At 71.5% G+C, this 19076-nt stretch carries 15 protein-coding genes; 2 read left to right on the top strand and 13 right to left on the bottom strand.

Annotated elements, in window-relative coordinates:
• Positions 1-11: 11 nt before the first annotated feature.
• The 12 genes from ACIBSW_RS31935 to ACIBSW_RS31880 all read right to left on the bottom strand — a co-directional run bounded on the left by ACIBSW_RS31935 (position 12) and on the right by ACIBSW_RS31880 (position 16068).
• Positions 12-842 carry an MHYT domain-containing protein gene (locus ACIBSW_RS31935; protein WP_404799521.1) on the bottom strand — a complete coding sequence of 277 codons (831 nt, stop codon included), beginning with the start codon at positions 840-842 and terminating at the stop codon, positions 12-14.
• A gap of 170 nt (positions 843-1012) precedes the next feature.
• Positions 1013-2404 (bottom strand): FAD-dependent oxidoreductase, encoded by a 1392-nt coding sequence (locus tag ACIBSW_RS31930; RefSeq protein ID WP_354730184.1) that lies wholly within the window; start codon positions 2402-2404, stop codon positions 1013-1015.
• Positions 2405-2406: 2 nt separating this feature from the next.
• Positions 2407-3207 (bottom strand): ABC transporter permease, encoded by an 801-nt coding sequence (locus tag ACIBSW_RS31925; RefSeq protein ID WP_354730182.1) that lies wholly within the window; start codon positions 3205-3207, stop codon positions 2407-2409.
• Positions 3204-4067, bottom strand: a complete 864-nt coding sequence (locus ACIBSW_RS31920; protein ID WP_354730180.1) for an ABC transporter permease — start codon at positions 4065-4067, stop codon at positions 3204-3206. The genes ACIBSW_RS31925 and ACIBSW_RS31920 overlap by 4 nt, the downstream gene beginning before the upstream one ends.
• A 4-nt stretch (positions 4068-4071) precedes the next feature.
• Positions 4072-5325: a spermidine/putrescine ABC transporter substrate-binding protein gene (locus ACIBSW_RS31915; RefSeq protein ID WP_354730178.1), complete on the bottom strand. Its 1254-nt coding sequence runs from the start codon at positions 5323-5325 to the stop codon at positions 4072-4074.
• On the bottom strand, positions 5325-6458 hold the full coding sequence (locus ACIBSW_RS31910) for an ABC transporter ATP-binding protein (RefSeq protein ID WP_404799520.1): 1134 nt from the start codon (positions 6456-6458) through the stop codon (positions 5325-5327). The genes ACIBSW_RS31915 and ACIBSW_RS31910 overlap by 1 nt, the downstream gene beginning before the upstream one ends.
• 9 nt (positions 6459-6467) lie before the next feature.
• Entirely contained in the window at positions 6468-7904 is a 1437-nt protein-coding gene (locus ACIBSW_RS31905; RefSeq protein WP_404799519.1) for an aminobutyraldehyde dehydrogenase, read from the bottom strand.
• A 223-nt stretch (positions 7905-8127) separates the two neighbouring features.
• Complete coding sequence (locus ACIBSW_RS31900) at positions 8128-10188, bottom strand: cellulose binding domain-containing protein (protein WP_354724425.1); 2061 nt, start codon at positions 10186-10188, stop codon at positions 8128-8130.
• Positions 10189-10271: 83 nt separating this feature from the next.
• Positions 10272-11237 (bottom strand): acetylxylan esterase, encoded by a 966-nt coding sequence (locus ACIBSW_RS31895; protein WP_354724423.1) that lies wholly within the window; start codon positions 11235-11237, stop codon positions 10272-10274.
• Complete coding sequence (locus ACIBSW_RS31890) at positions 11231-11716, bottom strand: NUDIX hydrolase (protein ID WP_354724421.1); 486 nt, start codon at positions 11714-11716, stop codon at positions 11231-11233. The genes ACIBSW_RS31895 and ACIBSW_RS31890 overlap by 7 nt, the downstream gene beginning before the upstream one ends.
• Positions 11717-11728: 12 nt before the next feature.
• The gene (locus ACIBSW_RS31885) at positions 11729-14923 is read right to left on the bottom strand and encodes an ATP-binding protein (RefSeq protein ID WP_354724419.1); all 3195 of its coding nucleotides are present in this window, start codon (positions 14921-14923) and stop codon (positions 11729-11731) included.
• 44 nt (positions 14924-14967) lie between these two features.
• Positions 14968-16068: a phytanoyl-CoA dioxygenase family protein gene (locus ACIBSW_RS31880; protein WP_354724417.1), complete on the bottom strand. Its 1101-nt coding sequence runs from the start codon at positions 16066-16068 to the stop codon at positions 14968-14970.
• Positions 16069-16140: 72 nt separating this feature from the next.
• On the opposite strand from ACIBSW_RS31880, the gene ACIBSW_RS31875 reads away from it, so the two are divergent.
• Positions 16141-17169: a LacI family DNA-binding transcriptional regulator gene (locus ACIBSW_RS31875; protein WP_354724415.1), complete on the top strand. Its 1029-nt coding sequence runs from the start codon at positions 16141-16143 to the stop codon at positions 17167-17169.
• Between the two features lie 25 nt (positions 17170-17194).
• Positions 17195-17377 carry a hypothetical protein gene (locus tag ACIBSW_RS31870; RefSeq protein ID WP_354724413.1) on the top strand — a complete coding sequence of 61 codons (183 nt, stop codon included), beginning with the start codon at positions 17195-17197 and terminating at the stop codon, positions 17375-17377.
• A gap of 6 nt (positions 17378-17383) precedes the next feature.
• On the opposite strand, the gene ACIBSW_RS31865 is transcribed toward ACIBSW_RS31870, so the two are convergent.
• Positions 17384-18997 (bottom strand): methyl-accepting chemotaxis protein, encoded by a 1614-nt coding sequence (locus ACIBSW_RS31865; protein WP_354724411.1) that lies wholly within the window; start codon positions 18995-18997, stop codon positions 17384-17386.
• Positions 18998-19076: the final 79 nt, after the last annotated feature.

Genomic DNA, 19076 nt, shown 5'->3' with positions numbered 1-19076 from the left:
CACAGCTGTTGTTACTGGTTGGTGCGGTCGCGGAAGGTCCAGGCCGTGCTGGTCGTCGGCGTGCGCAGGCTGCCCGCCCGTGGTGCCGGAACCGGCGGAGCGACGGTTCCGCTCTGCTCCAGCCGCGAGGCCAGGTAGGCCGCGGCCGCCCGGTCCTCGTCGGTCGGGGCCGCCATCAGGGCGTAGGCCAGGCCGAGGACGCCGAAGATGACCGCGAGTCCGATCGGGATGAGCAGCGTGCCGGCGGTCGCACCGGACGGCGGGTCGAGGCCGGCGGCGGTCGGCCGCACGGACATGGCGGACATGCCGGTGAAGTGCATGCCGTTGACCGCGACGCCCATGACCAGCGCCGACGCCACGATCGCCGACGGGCGCCGCACGGTCATGGCGAGCCACAGCGCCACCGTCGCGGCCACCACCGCGATGATCACGGCGGCCACGACGCGGCTGGTCAGGTACTCGATGGTGCCGTCGAGGCGCATCGCGTACATGCCGGTGAAGTGCATTGCGGCGACGCCGAGGCCGGCGAAGAGGCCGCCGATGATGAAGCGGACGGCGTGCGTTCTGGTGCCGCGGGCGACGATGAACAGGCCGATGCCGACGGCCGCGATCGCGAGGACCGCGCTCAGGGCGGTCACGGTCACGTCGTAGCGGATCGGCATGTCGGTGACGCTGAAGCCGAGCATCGCGACGAAGTGCATGGTCCAGATTCCGGTGCCGCCGATCGCCACCGCGGCGAGCGTGAGCCACCACGTACGCCAGCCCGCGCTGTGCGCCGTACGCACCCGCGAGGCGCAGATCAGCCCGAGCAGCGAGCCGAGGACGGACAGCGTGTAGCTCACGGTCGGTGTGATCCAGCCGTGTTCGAAATGATGGATCTGTGCCACCCGGTACAACCCCCTTGATTGACGTGCCAGAGGCATCGTGCCTGGTGCGGGTGATTTCTGCAGGGCAGTGTGAGACAGGTTGCGGCCGATGAGTGGGTGTCCCATCGGCTGTTCGGTCGCGATGATCAGGAGTCGAAGCCGAGGCCGACCCGGTCCAGGGCGCGCAGCCAGGCGTTGCGGCGGCCCTCGTGGCGGTCCGCTCGGGCGATGGACCAGCGGGTCAGCTCGATCACCCCGGTGCGGACCGGCTCCGGCGGGAACGGGATCGGCTTGCGGCGCACCATCTTCAGCTCGGTCCGCTCGGTCGGCCGGTTCGTGAGCAGGTCCAGCATCACGTTCGCGCCGAAGCGGGTCGCGCCGACGCCGAGGCCCGTGTAGCCGGCCGCGTACGCCAGGCGCCCGCCGTACGCCGTACCGAAGAAGCTGCTGAACCGGCTGCAGGTGTCGATGACGCCGCCCCATTTGTGGGTGAAACGCACGTCCGCGAGCTGTGGGAAGGTCTCGGCGAAGTGGTCGGCGAGCACGGCGAACGTCGCCTCGCGCTGGTCGCGTTCGGGGCTGATCCGCCCGCCGGAGTAGTAGATGGCGTCGTAGCCGCCCCAGAGGATCCGGTTGTCCGCGGTGAGCCGGTAGTAGTGGAACTGGTTGCCGCCGTCGCCGACGCCCTGCCGGTGCCGCCACCCGATCGCCGCGAGCTGGCCGGCGGTCAGCGGCTCGGTCATCAGCGCGTAGTCGTAGATCGGCACGACGTAGTGGTGCAGCCGGCGGAGCAGGCCGGCGTGCGCCCCGGTGGCCAGCGCGACGTGCGCCGCGTCGACCCGGCCCCGCCAGGTGTGCAGGCGCAGCCCGCCCCGCGCCGCGGTGATCCGCTCGACGGGTGAGTTCTCGTAGATGCGCACGCCGAGGTCGAGGCACGCCCGGCGCAGGCCCCAGACCAGCCGGGCCGGGTCGATCATCGCGCAGCCGGTGCGGTCCCAGACCCCGCCGAGGTAGGTGGGCGAGCCGACCTCGGCCCGGACCTGCTCGCGGTCCAGCAGCCGCACGTCCAGGCCGCGGGCGGCGGCCTCGTCGTGGTACGCGGTCAGCTCCCGCAACTGCCACTCGGCCGTGGCGACCAGCAGCTCCCCGGTACGGGCGAAGTCGCACCCGATCCCGTACCGCTCGACGGTCTCCTCGATCTCGTCGAGGTTGCCGCGCCCCAGCCGCTCCAGGGTGTCCATCTCGTCGGGGAACCGGCTCAGCCCGTTGTCGAACCCGTGGGTGAGGCTCGCCGAGCAGAAGCCGCCGTTGCGCCCGGACGCGGCCCAGCCGGCCGTGCCCGCCTCGACGATCACGACGTCGCGCCCGGGGTCGCGTTCCTTGGCGAGCAGCGCCGTCCACAGCCCGCTGTAGCCGGCGCCGACCACCGCCAGGTCCGCGGAGTCCACGCTGTGCAGGGGCTCCGCGGCCGGCGGCGCGCCGGCCTGGCCCAGCCAGTACGGCTCGGGCGCGGCGTCGGCGAGCGAGGAGTTCGCCACGGTCAGCGTCGCCGGGACCGGATGCTGGTCACCACCGCGATGAGCACGCCGGTCATGAAGATCAGCGTGCCCATGACGTTGACCTGCGGCGGCAGGCCGACCCGGGTGGCGCCCCAGATCCACAGCGGGAACGTGACGGTGGTGCCCGCGGTGAAGTTGGAGACCACGAAGTCGTCGATCGACAGGGCGAAGGCCAGCATCATGCCGGAGGCGACGGCGGGCAGGATGATCGGGAAGGTGATCCGCCAGAACGTCGTCCACGGGCTCGCGCCCAGGTCGGCGGCGGCCTCCTCGATCGAGCGGTCCAGGGTCAGCACCCGGGCACGCACCACGACCGCGACGAACGAGATCGAGAACATGATGTGCGCGATCGTGATGGTGGTGACGCCGAGGCCGGCGCCGAGCGACACGAAGAGGGTCAGCAGCGAGGCGCCCATCACCAACTCCGGCGAGGACATCGTGGCGAACATGACCAGGTTGACCGTGCCCGAGCCGCGGAAGCGGTGGCGGCCGAGCGCGTACCCGACGCCGGTGCCGAGCGCGCCGGCGATGACCGCGGTCAGCACGGCGACCACCAGGGAGATCACCAGCGCCTTGGTCAACTCGTCGAGGGCGAAGACCTGGCCGTACCACTTGAGGGTGAAGCCCTCCCAGGTCTGGTTGTAGCGGCCCTGGGTGTCGTTGAAGCCGAACAGGATCATGATGAGCACCGGCAGCGTGAGCCACGCGATGATCACCCAGGTGTAGATGTGCAGCGCCCGGCCGCCGCTGATCCGCGGCCCGCGGGAAGCGACCTGGGTCATCGTGCCGCCACCTTCATGACATCCTCCGTGCCCAGCGCCTTGGCGTACGCGAAGACGCCGATCAGCAGCACCGCCATCAGCGTGAACGACAGGGCGGATGCCGTCGGATAGTTGGAGCTGACCAGGTACTGCGACTGGATGACCTGCCCGATCATCGTGGTCGTCGAGCTGCCCAGCACTGCCGAGTTGACGTAGTCGGAGCTGGCCGGCACGAACGTCATCAGCACGCCGGCGAAGACGCCGGGCAGCGCCAGCGGGAAGATCACCTTGCGGAACGCGGTGGCCGGGTCGGCGTACAGGTCCCGGGCGGCCTCGACGACGCGCGGGTCGATGCGCTCCAGCGCCACGTAGATCGGCAGCACCATGAACGGCACGAAGTTGTACACCAGGCCGCCGATCACCGCGGCCGGCGTACCGAGGATGTGGAATGTCTCGGGCAGCAGGCCGAGCTGCTTGAGCGGGCCGAGCAGCATGCCCTCGTCGGTGAGGATCTGCCGCCACGAGATGGTCCGCAGCACGAAGGAGACGAAGAACGGCAGCAGCAGCAGGAAGAGGTAGGTCGGCTTGCGCCGCCCGCCGTAGAAGGCGATCCAGTACGCGACCGGGAAGGCCACCACGATCAGCACGATCGTGGTGATCGCCCCGTAGATCAGCGAGCGCACCAGCTGGACGCGGTAGTTCGTGATCGCGTCGACGTAGGTCTGCCAGTGGCCGGTGAAGACGTACCCGGAGACGACGTCGCCCTCCTGCAGCGACAGGGACAGCATCGTCACCATCGGTATCACGAAGAAGAGCAGCAGCCACAGGCCGCCCGGCAGGATCTGCAGGTAGGGCGCCAGCACGCGCCGGGTCCGGTACACGGCGTCAGGCCAGCACGATCGGTTCGAAGATGCTCTGGTACTCCTGCTGCTCGGCAACCGTCTTGAAGTCCCGGTAGTAGTGCAGGTTCGCGTAGTCGGTTGGCGCGGGGAAGACCAGCGGGCTGACGGCGACGGCCTCCATGGCGGCCTTGTCGTCGCCGGAGAGCTTGGCCGCGTCCTTCTTGATCTGCTGCTGCGCGGCTGGCACCGGGCAGACGAAGTTGATGTACTCGGCCAGCGTCGCCGCGTTCTCGACCTCGTAGAAGAAGTCCATCAGCTTGATCGCGTCGAGCGGGTTCTGCGCCGTCACCGGGATCGCGAAGTTGTCGGTCCAGAGGGTGCCGCCCTCCTGTGGGATGACGAACTTGAAGTCCGTTCCGTCGGAGACGTTCTTCTGGAAGACGTCGCCGGACCAGGCCTGGGTGATCCAGACCTCGCCCTTGCCGAGCGCGTCGATGTAGCTCTGGTCGTAGTAGTTGCGGACCATGCCGGCGCTCTTCTGCTCCTTGAGCTTCTCGGCGGCCTTGCGCCAGTCGTCCGGCGTCGACTCACCGGGTTTGATGCCGGCCGCCATCATGCCGAAGTTGCCCAGCTCCTGGGTGTCGGAGAACATGCCGACCTTGCCCTTGAAGGCCGGGTCCCAGAGGTCGGCGAGCTTGGTGATCGGCCGGCTGACCTTCTTCGGGTCGTACGCGATGCCGGTCATCCCGGAGGTCCACGGGATGGTGTAGACGTTGCCCTTGTCGAAGGCCTCGTTCGAGTACGCCTTGTCGGCGTTGGCCACGTAGTTCGGCAGCTTCGAGTGGTCCAGCGGCGCGAGGAAGCCCGAGTCGACGAACTGCTTGAACTGGATGCCGTTGGTGATGACCATCAGGTCGTAGCCGATGGACTGGCCGGCGGCGAGCTGCGGCTGGACCTTGGCGAACCAGGGCCCCATCTCCTGGATGACCTCCTGGTAGTTCACCTTGACCCCGGTGGCCGCGGTGAACTTCTTGAGCTCGGGCTGCTTGGGGTCCATGTAGAGCGGCCAGTTGGCGAAGTTCAGCGTGCCGGTGCTGGTCTTGCCGGCCCAGTACTTGGCGACGGCGTCCGGCGGGGGTGCGCTCTGCGTCGACTGACCGGTGCCCTTGACGCCGCACGCGGACAGCGCCGCGCCGAAGGCCGCGAGGCCGGACATGCGCAGGGCGTCACGCCGGCCGAGCCGCCGCTGGGTCATCCCGCGGATCAGGGCGGGGTCGGGGGAGAACGGCTGACTCATCAGACTCCGATCGGGTACGAGTGCTGGGGACTCCAGGTGAGGAACACCCGGTCGCCGGGACCGGCCAGGTCCTCGGCGGAGTACGCGTTCTGGTCGAAGACCACGAGGTCGGGGCCCACCGAGGTCTTCACCGTGTAGTTGGTCGAGGTGCCGTGGTAGACCACGTCGGTGACGACGCCGGTGAGCACGCTGTCGCCGGTTCCCGTCGGCGCGGCCTGCGACAGGTCGATCTTCTCGGGCCGGACCGAGACCTCGATCTCGTCGCCGGTCGCCATCGCGCCGGACACCGGAACCAGTACCCGTTCGCCCTCGCCGTACGCCAGCACGGCCACGCCGTCCGCGATGCTCTCGACGACGCCGTCGAGCAGGTTCGACGTACCGATGAAGCCGGCGACGAACCGGGTGGCCGGCCGCTCGTAGATCTCCCGCGGCGAGCCGAGCTGTTCGATGCGCCCGGCGTCCATGACCGCGATCCGGTCGGACATCGTCAGCGCCTCGCCCTGGTCGTGCGTCACGTAGACGAACGTGATGCCCACCTCGCGCTGGATGCGCTTGAGCTCGACCTGCATCTGCTGGCGCAGCTTGAGGTCGAGCGCGCCGAGCGGCTCGTCGAGCAGCAGCGCCCGCGGCCGGTTGACCAGCGCCCGGGCCAGCGCGACCCGCTGCTGCTGGCCGCCCGACATCTCCCGCGGCGCCCGCTTCTCCATGCCGGTCAGCGAGACGATCTCCATGATCTCGCCGACCCGGCGGCGGATCTCGCCCTTGTCGACCTTCTTGCGCTCCAACCCGAAGGCCACATTCTGGTACGCGTTCAGGTGCGGGAAGAGGGCGTAGGACTGGAACACCATGTTGACGTCGCGCTTGTTCGGCGAGACCCGGGTGACGTCCTTGCCATCGAGGTACACCGTGCCGCCGGTCGGCTCCTCGAAGCCGGCGATCATCCGCATCGTGGTGGTCTTGCCGCAGCCGGAGGGTCCGAGCAGGGAGAAGAACTCGCCCGACCCGATGCTCAGGTCCAGGCGGCGCACGGCCTGCACCTTCTCGCCGTGCGACAGGTACTCCTTGTGGACGCCGGCCAGTTCGATCGCGGGCCGGGCGACGTCGTCGCCGGGGTCTTCGTTCACGATGGACATTCGTACCTCTCAGCCGAGGTGGCTCATCACGTGTTTGATCCGGGTGTATTCCTCGAAGCCGTACATCGAGAGGTCCTTGCCGTACCCGGAGTGGCCGAAACCGCCGTGCGGCATCTCGGAGACGAAAGGCAGGTGCGTGTTGATCCACACCGCGCCGAAGTTCAGCCGGCGGGTGACCCGCATGGCCCGGCCGTGGTCGCGCGTCCACACGCTCGCGCTGAGCCCGAAACGCACGTCGTTGGCCCACCGGACGGCGGCGTCCTCGCCGGTGAATTCCTGGACGGTGATGACCGGGCCGAAGACCTCGTCCTGGATCATCTCGTCGTGCTGCAGCAGGCCGGCGACGACGGTCGGCTCGACGAAGTAGCCACGGTCGCCGACTTGCCCGCCGCCGGTGACGATCCGTGCGTGGTCCGGCGCCCGGTCCAGGAAGCCGCGGACCCGAGCCAGCTGGGCGGCGTTGTTGACCGGCCCGAAGTAGGCGTCCGGGTCGGCGGGCCCGCCGACCCGGGTCTGCTTGGCCGCGGCGGCCAGCGCGGCGGTGAACTCGGCGGCGATCCGGGCGTCGACCAGGACCCGGGTGGCCGCGGTGCAGTCCTGCCCGGCGTTGAAGTAGCCGGCGCCGGCGATGGCCGCGGCGGCCGCCTCGATGTCGACGTCCTCGAAGACGATCACCGGGGCCTTGCCGCCGAGCTCGAGGTGCACCTTCTTGAGGTCGGCGGCGGCCGCGGCGGCGACCTCCATGCCGGCCCGGGTGGAGCCGGTGATGGACACCAGCTGCGGCGTGGGGTGAACGACCAGGGCCCGGCCGGTGTCGCGGTCGCCGCACACGACGTTGAGCACCCCCGGCGGCAGGAACTCGGCGGCGATCTCGGCGAGCAGCAGCGTGCTGACCGGGGTGGTGTCCGAGGGCTTGAGCACCACGGAGTTGCCGGCCGCGATCGCGGGCGCGAACTTCCACACGGCCATGACCATCGGATAGTTCCAGGGCGTGACCTGCGCGCAGACGCCGATCGGCTCGCGCCGGATCCACGACGTGTGGTCGCGCAGGTACTCGCCCGCGGACCTGCCCTCGAGCACCCGCGCGGCCCCGGCGAAGAACCGCAGCTCGTCGAGGAGCGGCGCCATCTCCTCGTTTCGCGTCGCCTCGAGCGGTTTGCCGGTGTTGCGGCATTCGGCCGAGATGAGCTCGTCTGCCCGGGCCTCGACGGCGTCGGCGATCCGCAGCAGCGCGCGCTGCCGCTCGGCGGGCGTGGTGTCGCGCCAGGCCTCGAAGCCGGCCTCGGCGGAGGTCATCGCGGCGGCGACGTCCTCGGCGGTGGAGACCGGCGCGTGCGCGTACGCCTCTGCGGTACACGGGTCGACCACCGACGAGGTCTCCCCGCCGGCCGGGTCGACATAGGACCCGCCGATGAAGTTGCGGAGGACCGGTAGGTCAGTGCTCACGAGGTGGCCTCCCGCCCGGGGCTGTGACAGCCCCCACACGAAGAGGTGGACCTTGACATAGTCAAAGCCCTAAAAACAAGGGAATCCGAAGGATTTTGCAAAGATGAAACGGAATCAGATGCGTGCATACGCGTCAGCCACGTAATCCGGCGTCGGGCGGCCGGAATCGCCCGGTTTCCGCACCCGGCCCGGACGGATGCGCTCCGTCCGGGCCGTCGGCCGGTCAGGCGGTCGAGCAGACGGTGCCGTTGAGGGTGAACGCGCCCGGCGGCACGTTCGGCCCGCTGTAGGCGCCGACGAACCCGACGGTGGTGGTCCCGCCCCCGGCGGCGAGCGTGCCGTCACTGGTCACCCGGACCTTCGTGCCGGTCTGTTCCCAGCTGGCGTTCCACCCGCTGGACACGCTCTGCCACCTGGTCGGCCAGGTGAAGGCCAACGTCCAGCCGCCGACCGGGCTGGCCGAGTTGTTGGTGATGTCGATCTGCCCGACGAACCCGTTGCCCCAGTCGGTGGTGTTCGTCAGCCGTACCGTGCAGGCCGACTCCACCGGGCCGGTGGTGGTGAACGTCAGCGGCAGCGACGACAGCGACGTGCCGCCCGCGGTGTCGCGGGCCAGCACGTTCACCGTGTACCGGCGGCCCGGCTCCAGGTTGCGCACGGTGAACGACGTGCCGGTCGTCTCGCCGAGCTGCTCGGCGGCGCCGCCGTTCTGCCGGTAGAGCTCGTACTTGGCGATCGGCCGGCCGCCGGCCTGCGCGGCGGGCCAGGAGATCGTCGCGGTCCGGTCGGTGACCGCGCCGGCCACCGGGCGGCCCGGCGCCTGCGGCGCGGCACCGCCGGCGTTACCCGGGCGCAGGGTCAGGAGCGTGAGCGAGTACGCCGGGAGCGTCTGCGCGGTGGCCGTGCCCGCCGGCGCGGTGTGCACCGCGTCGGCCCCGTTGGTGTAGGTCGCCACCGTCGGCACCGCACCCGCCGGCGTCCAGCCGTGGTAGCGCAGGTCGACCGTGTGCGCGCTGTCCGGGTCCTTGTTGACCAGCAGGACGGCCAGATCGCCGTTGGGCCGGCGGGACGCGTGCGCGCTGACCAGCGGATTGCTCGCCCCGGCCCGGACCAGCTGGTCGCCCGCGCGGGCGAAGGACCCCATCAGCCTCAGGGCGTGGTACGGCGCGAACGGCGTGTTCATCGGCGGCTCACAGACCGAGCCGTCGGACGTGCAGCCGCCGCTGGAGAGCAGCCCGAAGTCGCCGTAGTCGCGCTGCCCGGCGACGGTCGACACGGTGCCGATCCCGTTGTGCACGTTCCACCACTGCACGGTGAAGACGCCCTGCTCCAGCAGGCCGCTGTAGACGTCCGCGAGGAACAGCGCGCCCGGCTGGGTGTTCTGGCCGACGCCGACGTTGAGCTCGGTCATGCTGATGCCGATGCGGCCGGCGTTCGCACCCGCGTACCGGGCCAGCTGGCCCCGGAGCAGGTACATCGCGTCCTCGATGTGCTCGGTCCTGCTCAGCGACTCGGCGGCGGTGCCGCCGCCGGGATACCAGTGGACGTCCACGAAGTCGATCGACGCGCCCGCGCGGGTGAGCACCTCGGCGTTCCACGTGCCCTGGTCGCCGGTGCCGACGATGCCGTCGGGCCAGTTGCCGGGCATGGTGAGCACCGCGCCGACCTTGATGCTCGGGTCGACGGCCTTCATCGCCGCCGCGTACGCGACCACGTGCGCCGCGTACTCCTTGGGGCTCTTGTCGGCGTGGTCGTCGGCCTCCCAGGCGGCGCCGTAGTGGCCGTTGCCGTAGTTCTCGTTGCCGATCGTCCAGTAGGTCGCGCCGTAGCCCTTGGTGACGTTGGCGTACCGCACCCAGTCGGCCGCCTCCTGCGCGGTACCGGTCCCGTAGTTGGCGATGATCATCGGCTGGGCGCCGGTCCGCTTGACCCCGGCCATGAACGTGTCGAAGTCGGTGTTCGGCGCGACGTAGCCGCCGGGCGCGGTGTGGTCGCGCCAGTGGTAGATGTCGGCGTAGGAGCCGCCCGGGTACCGGAGCATCTGCACGCCGGCGTCCTTGAGCAGGCCGGAGACGGCGGTGGTGCCGAGCTCGGCGTCCCAGATGGCGTGGTTCACGCCGAGCGCGGTGCCGGGCACGGTGGCGAGGCCGGCCCGGACGTCGACGTCGACCGCGGTGTCGGCCGCGACGGGGGCGGCCTGTGCGCCGGGCGGCGCGGCGGTGGCGGTGACCGCCACGAGCAGGACGGCGCTCGCGAGGGCGCGCCGGAGGGTGGAGGAATGCACGGCTGTCTCCATGGGTGAGAGCGGGGACGATGGGAGCGCTCCCATAGTCGGCACCTAAAGAGACGTCTGTCAATGATCGGTGGCTACCCGGCCAGGTGTTCGCGCAGGAACTCCAGCGCGCGGACCTCGTCGAGGATGCCGCCACCCTCGTGGCCGTTGTACTCCCAGAGCTGCATCCGGCGCGGCCCGGCGTACTCGTGGAATGCGCCGTAGACGGTGGACGGCGGGCACGTCGCGTCCATCAGCGCCACCGAGAACAGCGCCGGCGCGCCCGCCCGCCGGGCGAGATTGACCCCGTCGAAGTACCCGAGCGTCCGGTGCACCCGCTCGACGCTCTCCCGGTGGGTCTTGAGGTAGTCGGCGATCTCCCGGTACGGGTACGAGTCGGTGATCCGGGTGGCGCGCGGGAAGTCGCAGAGGAACGGCACGAACGCGACGGCCGCCGCGAGATCGGCGCGCAGCCCCGCGACGGCGATCGCCAGCCCGCCGCCCTGGCTGCCGCCGAGCACGGCGACCCGGCCCGCGTCGACCTGCGGCAGCGACCGGGCGGCGTCGACGGCCCGCACCGCGTCGGTGTACAGCCGCCGGTAGTAGTAGCCCGCCGGATCCAGGATGCCGCGGGTCATCACGCCCGGCACCTGCGGGCCCGCCGGCGCCGGGTCCGGTGTCTCGCCGACGCTCCACCCGGAGCCCTGGCCCCGGGTGTCCATCTGTAGGTGCGCGAAGCCGGCCGAGGCCCAGAACAGGTTCTCGCAGGCGTGCCCGCGGCCGCCGCCGTAGCCCACGTACTGCACCACCGCCGGCAGCGGGCCGGCGTGCCCGGCCGGCACCCGCAGCCAGGCGCGGACGTCCTGACCGGCGTAGCCGCGGAACGTCACGTCGTAGGTGTCGATGGTGCGCAGGCCGGTCGCGACCGGCTCCAGGCGTACGCCGATGTCGTGCCCGGCGGCCTCGGCCAGCGTGCCGGCCCAGAACGCGTCGAAGTCCGACGGCTCGATCTGCGCGCTGCGGTACGACTCGAGCTCGTCCAGGGGCAGATCGGTCAGCATGGCTGTTCCTCCAGGTGGAACCCGTTCTCGAGATAGGCCGCCGTGCCCCGGTCGCGGGCGCTGACCGCGGCGGCCAGGCGCCGAGCCAGCAGCTCCGGGAGTCGCTCGCCGGCCTCCCGCTCGGTGCACCAGGCCCAGCCGCGCAGCTCCGCGGCGGGCAGCCGGATCAGCGCGGCCTGCTCCGGCGCGAGGACCCCGCCGTCGAACACCAGCATCAGGCCCTCGGTGCGCTCCGGCCGCGGCGGCACCCAGTCGGTCACCAGCAGCCGGCCCGGCCGCACCGGCAGGCCGAGCTCCTCCTCGATCTCGCGTACGGCCGCGGCGTGCGGCGACTCGCCGGCCTCCACCGTGCCGCCCGGGATCTCCCAGTGGGCTTTGTAGGTCGGCTCGACGAGCAGGACCCGGTCCCGGCCGTCGGAGAGCAGCACCCCGGCGGCCATCCGCTTGCGGGGGAGCGTTGCGGTGAAGTCATCGGACACGAGTCAGCTCCATCAGGGCACCCTAGGTTCGGCGCCGAGCACTTCGAACAGGTGACGCCGCATGGGATTGTCGGAAATGTCCGGCATGATCACATTGAGTAGGTCGGCGGCCAACGCGCGGCCACTGTCATCCTGTGAAGCCAGGTCGATCAGGAGCCGTTCGCTCTCGGCGGCGCTCCGGTACAGATCGCCCGCCAACAGCCGCCCGAAGATCGTCGCCAGGTTCCGGCCCGAGGGCGTGGCGGCTTCGTCGATGAGTTGCCGGACCAGCAGGCGCCGTCGTCTTGGCTCGGTCGTGAGCGCTAACGCCCATCTGTACTGCGCGGCGCGCAGCTCGCCGGCCTCCGGGTCGGCCGGCGACAGGAGGAGCTGCAGGAAGAGCGCCGTCTCGGAGACCAGGAATGGCTGGCCGTCGATCTGGTGCAGTTGCGGTATTTCCGCGGTCTGCCAGAACGGCATCAGGTCGTAGAGGTGCTCGCGCACGTCGTGGGCGGTCTGTACGAAGGCTGATCCGCGCAGTGACCGTCCCACGTGGCTCTCGGCCGGAACCGACACGTCCGGCGACAGCACCACCCCGGGGTCGTCGGGGCGGCGGGTGGCCGGCCGGACCTCCGGCGGCCACGGCAGGGACTCGTAGACGCTGATCGCGGTGCCGTCCTCCGGGCGTACCTCCAGGCGGGTGGGGTCGGCGTCCAGCCGCCACGCCACGCGCAGCGCCTGCCACAGCCGCTTGCGGTCCTCGGCCTCGAGCTGGCTCTGCCAGAGCAGCGCCTGCCGCCGCCAGTTCACCACGACCGGTTCGCCGACCAACTCGACGGCGTCCACCGGCCCGTCGTTCAGCAGCACCGCGAAGCAGACGAGGTTCGCCGAGAACGCCGCGTGCCGCGCCGCCGACGGCGTCCGGTACGGCTCGTACGCGCTCCTGCTCCAGGTCGGGTGCGGGTATCCGGCGTCGGGCAGCAGTTCCAGGACCAGTTCCCGGCAGGCCTGCCGCTGCCCGGCCGGCAGCCCGGCGAGCAGCCGCCGGCAGAAGTCCCACAGCGGGGCGCGCCGGGCGATCGTGACGAACGACGTCGCCGAGTGCAGCGGGCCGGGGTCGATGACGCCCTGGCGGCGCCGCTGGTGCACCCGCTCCTCGGCCAGGTCGACCAGGTACGCCACGATCTGGCGGGCGGCCAGGAAGTCCCCGAACGTGGCGTGCAGGAACTCGAAGCTGCGCTCCGGCCCGCCGGTGTCCCGGGTGGCCCGGGACTCGTGCACGAAGAAGAAGCGGCCGACCATCAGCTGGCCGACGGTGAGGGCGCGGTGTTCCGCGCCGGCGTGCGCCGGGCGCAGGTCACGCTCCCAGAGCAGTTGCGGTATGTCGGCGTCCAGCTCGGCTTCCAGGATCACGTCGCCGCCGCGGTTGAGGATGGCGATCGCGACAGCGCCGAGGCGCCGCCACTCCGCCTCGATCTCCTCGCGCCGCCGGTCGTCGGTGTGGTTCCGGTGCTGCTTGTCGACCTCCCGCTCGACGAAGTCGGCGAACAGCCGCTCGTAGAGGTCGACCAGGCGGATGCCGTCGGCGGACTGCAGGGCGTTGGCGCCCGCGTCGTAGAGCGCGAGCAGGAGCAGCAGCAGCGGCTGACTCGCCAGCTCGCCGTGCAGGAGAACCGTCTCGGCGGACAGTGGGCGGAGGCTCCGGGCGGCGAGCCCGGCGGCGTTGTGCGCGTTCCACACGTCGAGCCAGGCCCGCACCTGCGGCTCATCGAACGGCTCGAGGCGCAGCACCACAGTGTCACTCGGGAAGCGCGCGCGGTCGGCGACCACCGTGCGGCTGGTGACCAGCACCGCGACGGGCCGGCCGAGCTCGCCCTCGCGCTGCTGGAAGCGCCGGATCTGGTCGAGATAGTCGGCCCGGTTCATCCCGGTGGCCTGCAGCAGCTCGTCGAAGCCGTCCAGGATCACCACCGGCAGCGCGTCGCCGGCCCGCCGGGCGAGATCGGGCCAGGAGACCCGCTCGCCCAGCATCTGGTGCACGGCCTCCTCGATCTGCGCCTGTACCGAGGAGTCGGCGGGCACGTTGCGCAGCTCGACCCGGACGACCAGGAAGTCGGCGGCGGGCAGCCGCGCGGCGAGCGTCCTGGTCAGCGCGGACTTGCCCGAGCCGGGCTGGCCGAGCACCACGAGCGGGTTCACGACGGCGTCCGGGCCGGTGAGGTGCGCCAGCAGGAAGCCCTGCACGTCGTCGACGGCGGTGGACCGTTCCCACCACGCCTCGGTGGCCGGCAGGTCGTAGGGCCCGGCGACCGCGGCCCGGCCGTGCGGATTGATGTAGCCGTCACCGAGGCTCGGCAGCACCACGTGTTCGTGCGCGTGCGCGGAGCCGAGAATGGCCGACTCCAGCCCGCTCCGGTACCGCCGGCCGAGCCCGGTGAGCACGGCGTCGACCGCGACCGCGCCCGACACCGCGCGCAGGTCGGCGAGCCGCGCGGACAGGTCGGACACCGAGTCGCGCAGCAGGGTCCGGGTCGCCTGTGCCTCGACCATGCCGGCCCACACGCCGAACTCGGGCGCCTGGGTGATGAGGGCCCGGTACGCCTGCGTGTACCGCTCGACCGCCGCCCGGCGCACCTGCTCGTCGACCGCCCGCAGGGTGCGCTCGACCGCGTCGTCCTGCCCCTCGAACGCGCTCAGCCCGCCGAGGAAGTCGCGCAACGCGGACGACGCCGACCCGAAGTACTCCGCCAGGGCGTCGAGTGTCGTCTCGAACGGACGGTGCGGCGCGGGCATCGGCGGCGGCGTGTCGACCAGCACCTGCACGAGGTCCGCGTACCGGGTGCTCGCCGCGGTCGAGGTGGCGACGGCCACCTGTTCGCCGGCGGAGAGCCCCGCGAGGGCCAGGTCGACCTCGGGGTGCTCGGCCAGGACGGCGTCGAGCGCCTCGTAGAACGCGGTGACCACGATGATCGCGTGCGCCGCGACGAGTCGCTGCGTACGGTCGAAGCGGCGCACGCCGCTCACCCGCTCGCGCAGGCCCGTCGCCAGCGCGTTCCCCCAGGTGATCAGCTCGCCGCGCAGGGCGAAGAAGTCGTTGGCGCCGAGGCTGCCCACGGTCACGGCGGCCGCGCCCGCCCCGGTCACCGCGCTCAGCGCCTTGATCAAAGGGCTGTCGGCGGCGCCGAGGAGCCGGGCGGCGTCGGCGTAGCCGAGCGGGCGGGAACGCATCTCCCGCAGGGTAGTTCCAGGGTGGACGCGTGGGCAACAAACCGTCAGGCGACCGTCGCGCGCCGTCGATCCTGTGCGCGCAGGGCCTGCCGGAACCTGTCCTCCTCCCACCCCTCGGCCAGCGCCTGCCGGACGAGCTCGGCCTGTGTCCGCGGTGCGAGGCCGCCGACTGGCTGGTCCCGGTCGAGGTTGGTGGGGAACGCATAGCCCTCCGCTGAGGCGGCGACGACGTTCTCCACCGAGCCGGCGTAGGCACGCAGCACCGGGTAGAGCGCGGTCGTGATCGCGACCCGGTCGACGGTCTCCATGGCCCGGCCGAAGGCGGACGAGACCTGCAGCAGGTTCGCCATGCGCCGGATGCCGGCGGACCGGTTGGTGCCGGCGCCGTGGAACAGCGCCGGGTTGAAGAAGGCGGCGTCGCCCTTGGCGAGCGGCAGCTGCACGCGGTGGTCGTCGAAGTAGGCGGTGAACTCCGGCTGGTGAAACGCGACGTAGCCGGCCGGGTACTTCTGCGAGTGCGGCAGGTAGAGCGTCGGGCCGCTCTCCAGCGGCATGTCGACATGCGCCACCGCGCCCTGCAGGGTCAGCGCCGGCGACAGCGCGTGCACGTGCGCCGGATACCGCAGCGCCTGCTCCGCAGACATGAACCCGAGGTGGTAGTCGCGGTGCGCAACCTGTGCGACGCCGCCGGGGTTGACCACATTGACCTGCGAGGTCACCTGGTAGCCGGCGCCCAGCCAGGCCCGGCAGGCCAGCGCGAGCGTGTCGTTGTCGTAGTAGGCGGCGAACGCGGCGGGGTCGCGCAGCGCGAACTTGTCCAGCGCGCCCCACACCCGGTCGTTGGCGCCGGGCTTGGCGAAGTGGTCGCCGCCGGCCACCCCGGCGGCCCGCTGCTCGGAGATCAGCTCGGCGAACACCGCGCTCGCGCGGTCCACCACCGCCGGCGCGAACGCACCGGCGAACATCACCACGCCGGGCCCGTCCATCAGCGCCCGGGCGAGTTCCGCCCGAACCTCCGGAGTGTCGGCGAGCTTGCCGGGATAGATGAGCACGTTGTCGACGACATCGACGGCGTGCGGGTAGTCGGCCGGTTCCGTCTTGGTCTCGCAGACGGCCCGGAAGTCCTCCAGTCGGCAGGTTGTCATGCGGCAACGCTAGATCCGGCAACAACCTCAAAGACCCTTGAAAACCCCTCAAAAACCCATCACCGTGTACGCGTGAAGCACCCGTACCGGATCCGCGAGATCGCCGCGCAGTCCGGCCTCAGCGAGGCCACCGTGGACCGGGTGCTGCACGGGCGCGGCGGGGTCCGGGACAGCACGATCCGCGAGGTCCGGCAGGCGATCTCCGACCTGGACAGGCAGCGCGCCCAGGTGCGGCTCGGCGGCCGCACCTTCATGGTCGACGTGATCGTGCAGGCGCCGCCGCGGTTCTGCGCGGCGATCCGCGCGGCGCTCGAGGCGGAGCTGCCCGGCCTGCGCCCGGCGGTGATCCGCGCCCGCTTCCACCTGCTGGACCACCCGTCGGCGGCCGACGTGGTGTCGGTGCTCGAACGGGTGGCCCGCGGCCGGTCGCACGGCGTGATCCTGAAGGCCCCGGACCGGCCCGAGATCGTCGCGGCCGCGCGCCGCGGGAACGTACCGCTGGTCACCCTGGTGACCGACCTGCCGGCCAGCCCGCGCGTCGCCTACGCGGGCATCGACAACCGCGCGGCCGGCGCCACCGCCGCGTACCTGATCCAGCAGTGGCTGGCCGACCGGGCCGGCGACATCCTGGTGGTGCGCGGGCACGGCTCCTTCCGCGGCGAGGACGAGCGGGAGATGGGTTTCCGCGCCGAGCTGCGCGGCCGGGGTCCGCACCGCCGTCTGTTCGAGGTCGTCGACGCCGAGGACAGCGCCGACGCGGTCGGCGCGGGCATCCGCGAGGTGCTGGCCGGCAACCCGTCGGTCCGCGCGATCTACTCGCTGTACGCCGGCGCCGGGGGCAACTCGGCGGTGGTGGCGGCGTTCGCCGCGCGGCGCCGGCCCTACGACGTCTTCGTGGCGCACGACCTGGACGAGGAGAACACCGCGCTGCTGCGCGAACGGAAGCTGTCCGCGGTGCTGCACCACGACCTGCGTACCGATCTCCGGCGGGCCTGCCACGCGATCATGCAGGCGCAGGGCGCACTGCCCGGCCCGATCCGCACCAACCCGTCGGCCATCCAGGTGATCACGCCGCACAACGCGCCACCGGTGGAGTTTTGAGCGCGGACGCTGCGAGAATGCCGGGATGGAGGATGTGCGAACCACCTCAGAGGACGACATCCGGGCCGGCGGCGCAATGAGCCGGCGACTCTTCTTCGGCCGCGCGCTCGGGCTCGCCGGCGCCGCCGGCGCGCTGCTCGCTCTCACCGGCTGCCCCGGCGGCGACGGTGACGACGACGATGGCGACGACGGGGACGACGACGACTGATCGCCTTTAGAGCTTGAAGGCCGCCACCAGCTTGCGCAGCTCGACGGCCATGGTGGCCAGGTCGGTGGCGGCGGTCTGTGAGCGGTTGACGCCCGCGGCGGTGCTGTTCGCCGCCGCGGCGACGTCGGCGATGGTGGCGCTGATCTCCTCGCTGGCCGCGGAGGCCTCGGCGACGTTGCGGCCCATCTCGGCGGTCGTGGCGCTCTGCTGCGCCACGGCGGCGGTGATGAGGTCCTGGTACCCGCTGATCCGGCGGATGATCGTCGCGATCTGCTCGATGGCGGCGACCGCGCCGGCGGTGTCGGTCTGGATGACCTGGACGCGCTCGGTGATGTCGTGGGTGGCGCGGGCGGTCTCCTGGGCCAGGTCCTTGACCTCGCCGGCCACGACCGCGAAGCCCTTGCCCGCCTCGCCGGCGCGGGCCGCCTCGATGGTGGCGTTGAGCGCCAGCAGGTTGGTCTGCTCGGCGATGTTGGTGATCGCGTTGACGACCGCGCCGATCTCGGTGGAGGACGCGCCGAGGCGGGCCACGGTGGCCGTGGTCGCCTCGGCGACGGTGACCGCCTCGACGACGACGGCGGCGGCCTCGGTGGCATTCGTCGAGATCTCGCCGATGGAGTCGTCCACCCGCGCGCTGCCGACGGTGACCGTGTGCACGTTGGCCGAGACCCGCTGGGCGCTCTGCGCGACCTCCTCGGCCTGCGCGCTGGTCTCCTCGGCGAGCGCGGCGATCTGAACGGCGGTCGCCGACAGGTCGGTCGAGGCGCCGGACATGTGCTCGGCGTGCCCGGACAGCGCGCCGATGGTCTCCCGCAGCGCGCCGGCGGTCTCGTTCAGGGCGTGGCCCAGCTCGGCCAGCTCATCCTTGCCGGCCACCTCGGCGTGCGCGGTGAGGTCGCCGGAGGCCAGCCCGCGCAGGGCGCGCACGACCTCGCGCAGCGGCCGGACCACCGAGCGGGTGGCGGCAACGCTCATGGCGACGGCGGCCAGCAGCGCGACACCGAGTGTGGAGAGCAGCACCACGATGCTGGTGCGGCGCAGCTTCGTCATGAAGGCGCTCTCGGCGGTCATCCGGGCGTCCAGGTCGGCCTCCAACGTGTCGGTCACCTCGGAGATCCGGTTGTAGATGTCGTGGGTGGCCCCCTCGTTGAAGCTCGACTTGGCCGCGGTGATGCCGGTCCGCGGGTCCTTCTCGATCTGCTTCAGCAGGACGTCGTCCTCGGCGAAGTAGGCGTCCCAGCCCGACCTGAGCCGGTCCCACAGGTCGCGCTCGTGCCCGGTCTGTGCCTCGCCCCCGGCGTGCTCCAGCAGCTCGTAGACGGCCTTCTTCGACTCCAGCAGGCCCTGGCGGTTGTAGCCCTTGGCGCCGGTCGCGGCCGTGTAGCCGTCCGTGGCGATGTCCAGGATGGTCAGACCCTGCCAGCCGCTGATGTCGGCGAGATGCAGCCGCGCCGCGGCGACATGGTCACGGACCTCGACCAGTTCGGTGTAACGCTGCTGGGCGTCGCTGGTCTTCTCGAGACCCCACGCACCCATCGCGGTAGCGACCACGATCAGCGCGGAGACCATGGCGAACGCCAGCGGCATTCGCACACCTACCCGCAGATTTGCGATACGCATCTGGACTCCTCTGGCCGACGCGACGTCTGTTGCCCCGCCAATCGGCGACGGCGCGCGGCCATCCGAGAGGAAGCCCTGC

Source organism: Actinoplanes sp. NPDC049668, from assembly GCF_044465445.1.
GTDB lineage: Bacteria > Actinomycetota > Actinomycetes > Mycobacteriales > Micromonosporaceae > Actinoplanes.
This window is presented reverse-complemented; position numbering and strand designations above follow the sequence as displayed.

Excerpts from the sequence above, each read along its gene's own strand:
- ACIBSW_RS31865 (WP_354724411.1), bottom strand. The coding sequence starts at position 18,997 with ATGCGTATCGCAAATCTGCGGGTAGGTGTGCGAATGCCGCTGGCGTTC.
- ACIBSW_RS31910 (WP_404799520.1), bottom strand. The coding sequence starts at position 6,458 with ATGTCCATCGTGAACGAAGACCCCGGCGACGACGTCGCCCGGCCCGCG.
- ACIBSW_RS31880 (WP_354724417.1), bottom strand. The coding sequence starts at position 16,068 with ATGACAACCTGCCGACTGGAGGACTTCCGGGCCGTCTGCGAGACCAAG.
- ACIBSW_RS31895 (WP_354724423.1), bottom strand. The coding sequence starts at position 11,237 with ATGCTGACCGATCTGCCCCTGGACGAGCTCGAGTCGTACCGCAGCGCG.
- ACIBSW_RS31870 (WP_354724413.1), top strand. The coding sequence starts at position 17,195 with ATGGAGGATGTGCGAACCACCTCAGAGGACGACATCCGGGCCGGCGGC.
- ACIBSW_RS31925 (WP_354730182.1), bottom strand. The coding sequence starts at position 3,207 with ATGACCCAGGTCGCTTCCCGCGGGCCGCGGATCAGCGGCGGCCGGGCG.
- ACIBSW_RS31885 (WP_354724419.1), bottom strand. The coding sequence starts at position 14,923 with ATGCGTTCCCGCCCGCTCGGCTACGCCGACGCCGCCCGGCTCCTCGGC.
- ACIBSW_RS31915 (WP_354730178.1), bottom strand. The coding sequence starts at position 5,325 with ATGAGTCAGCCGTTCTCCCCCGACCCCGCCCTGATCCGCGGGATGACC.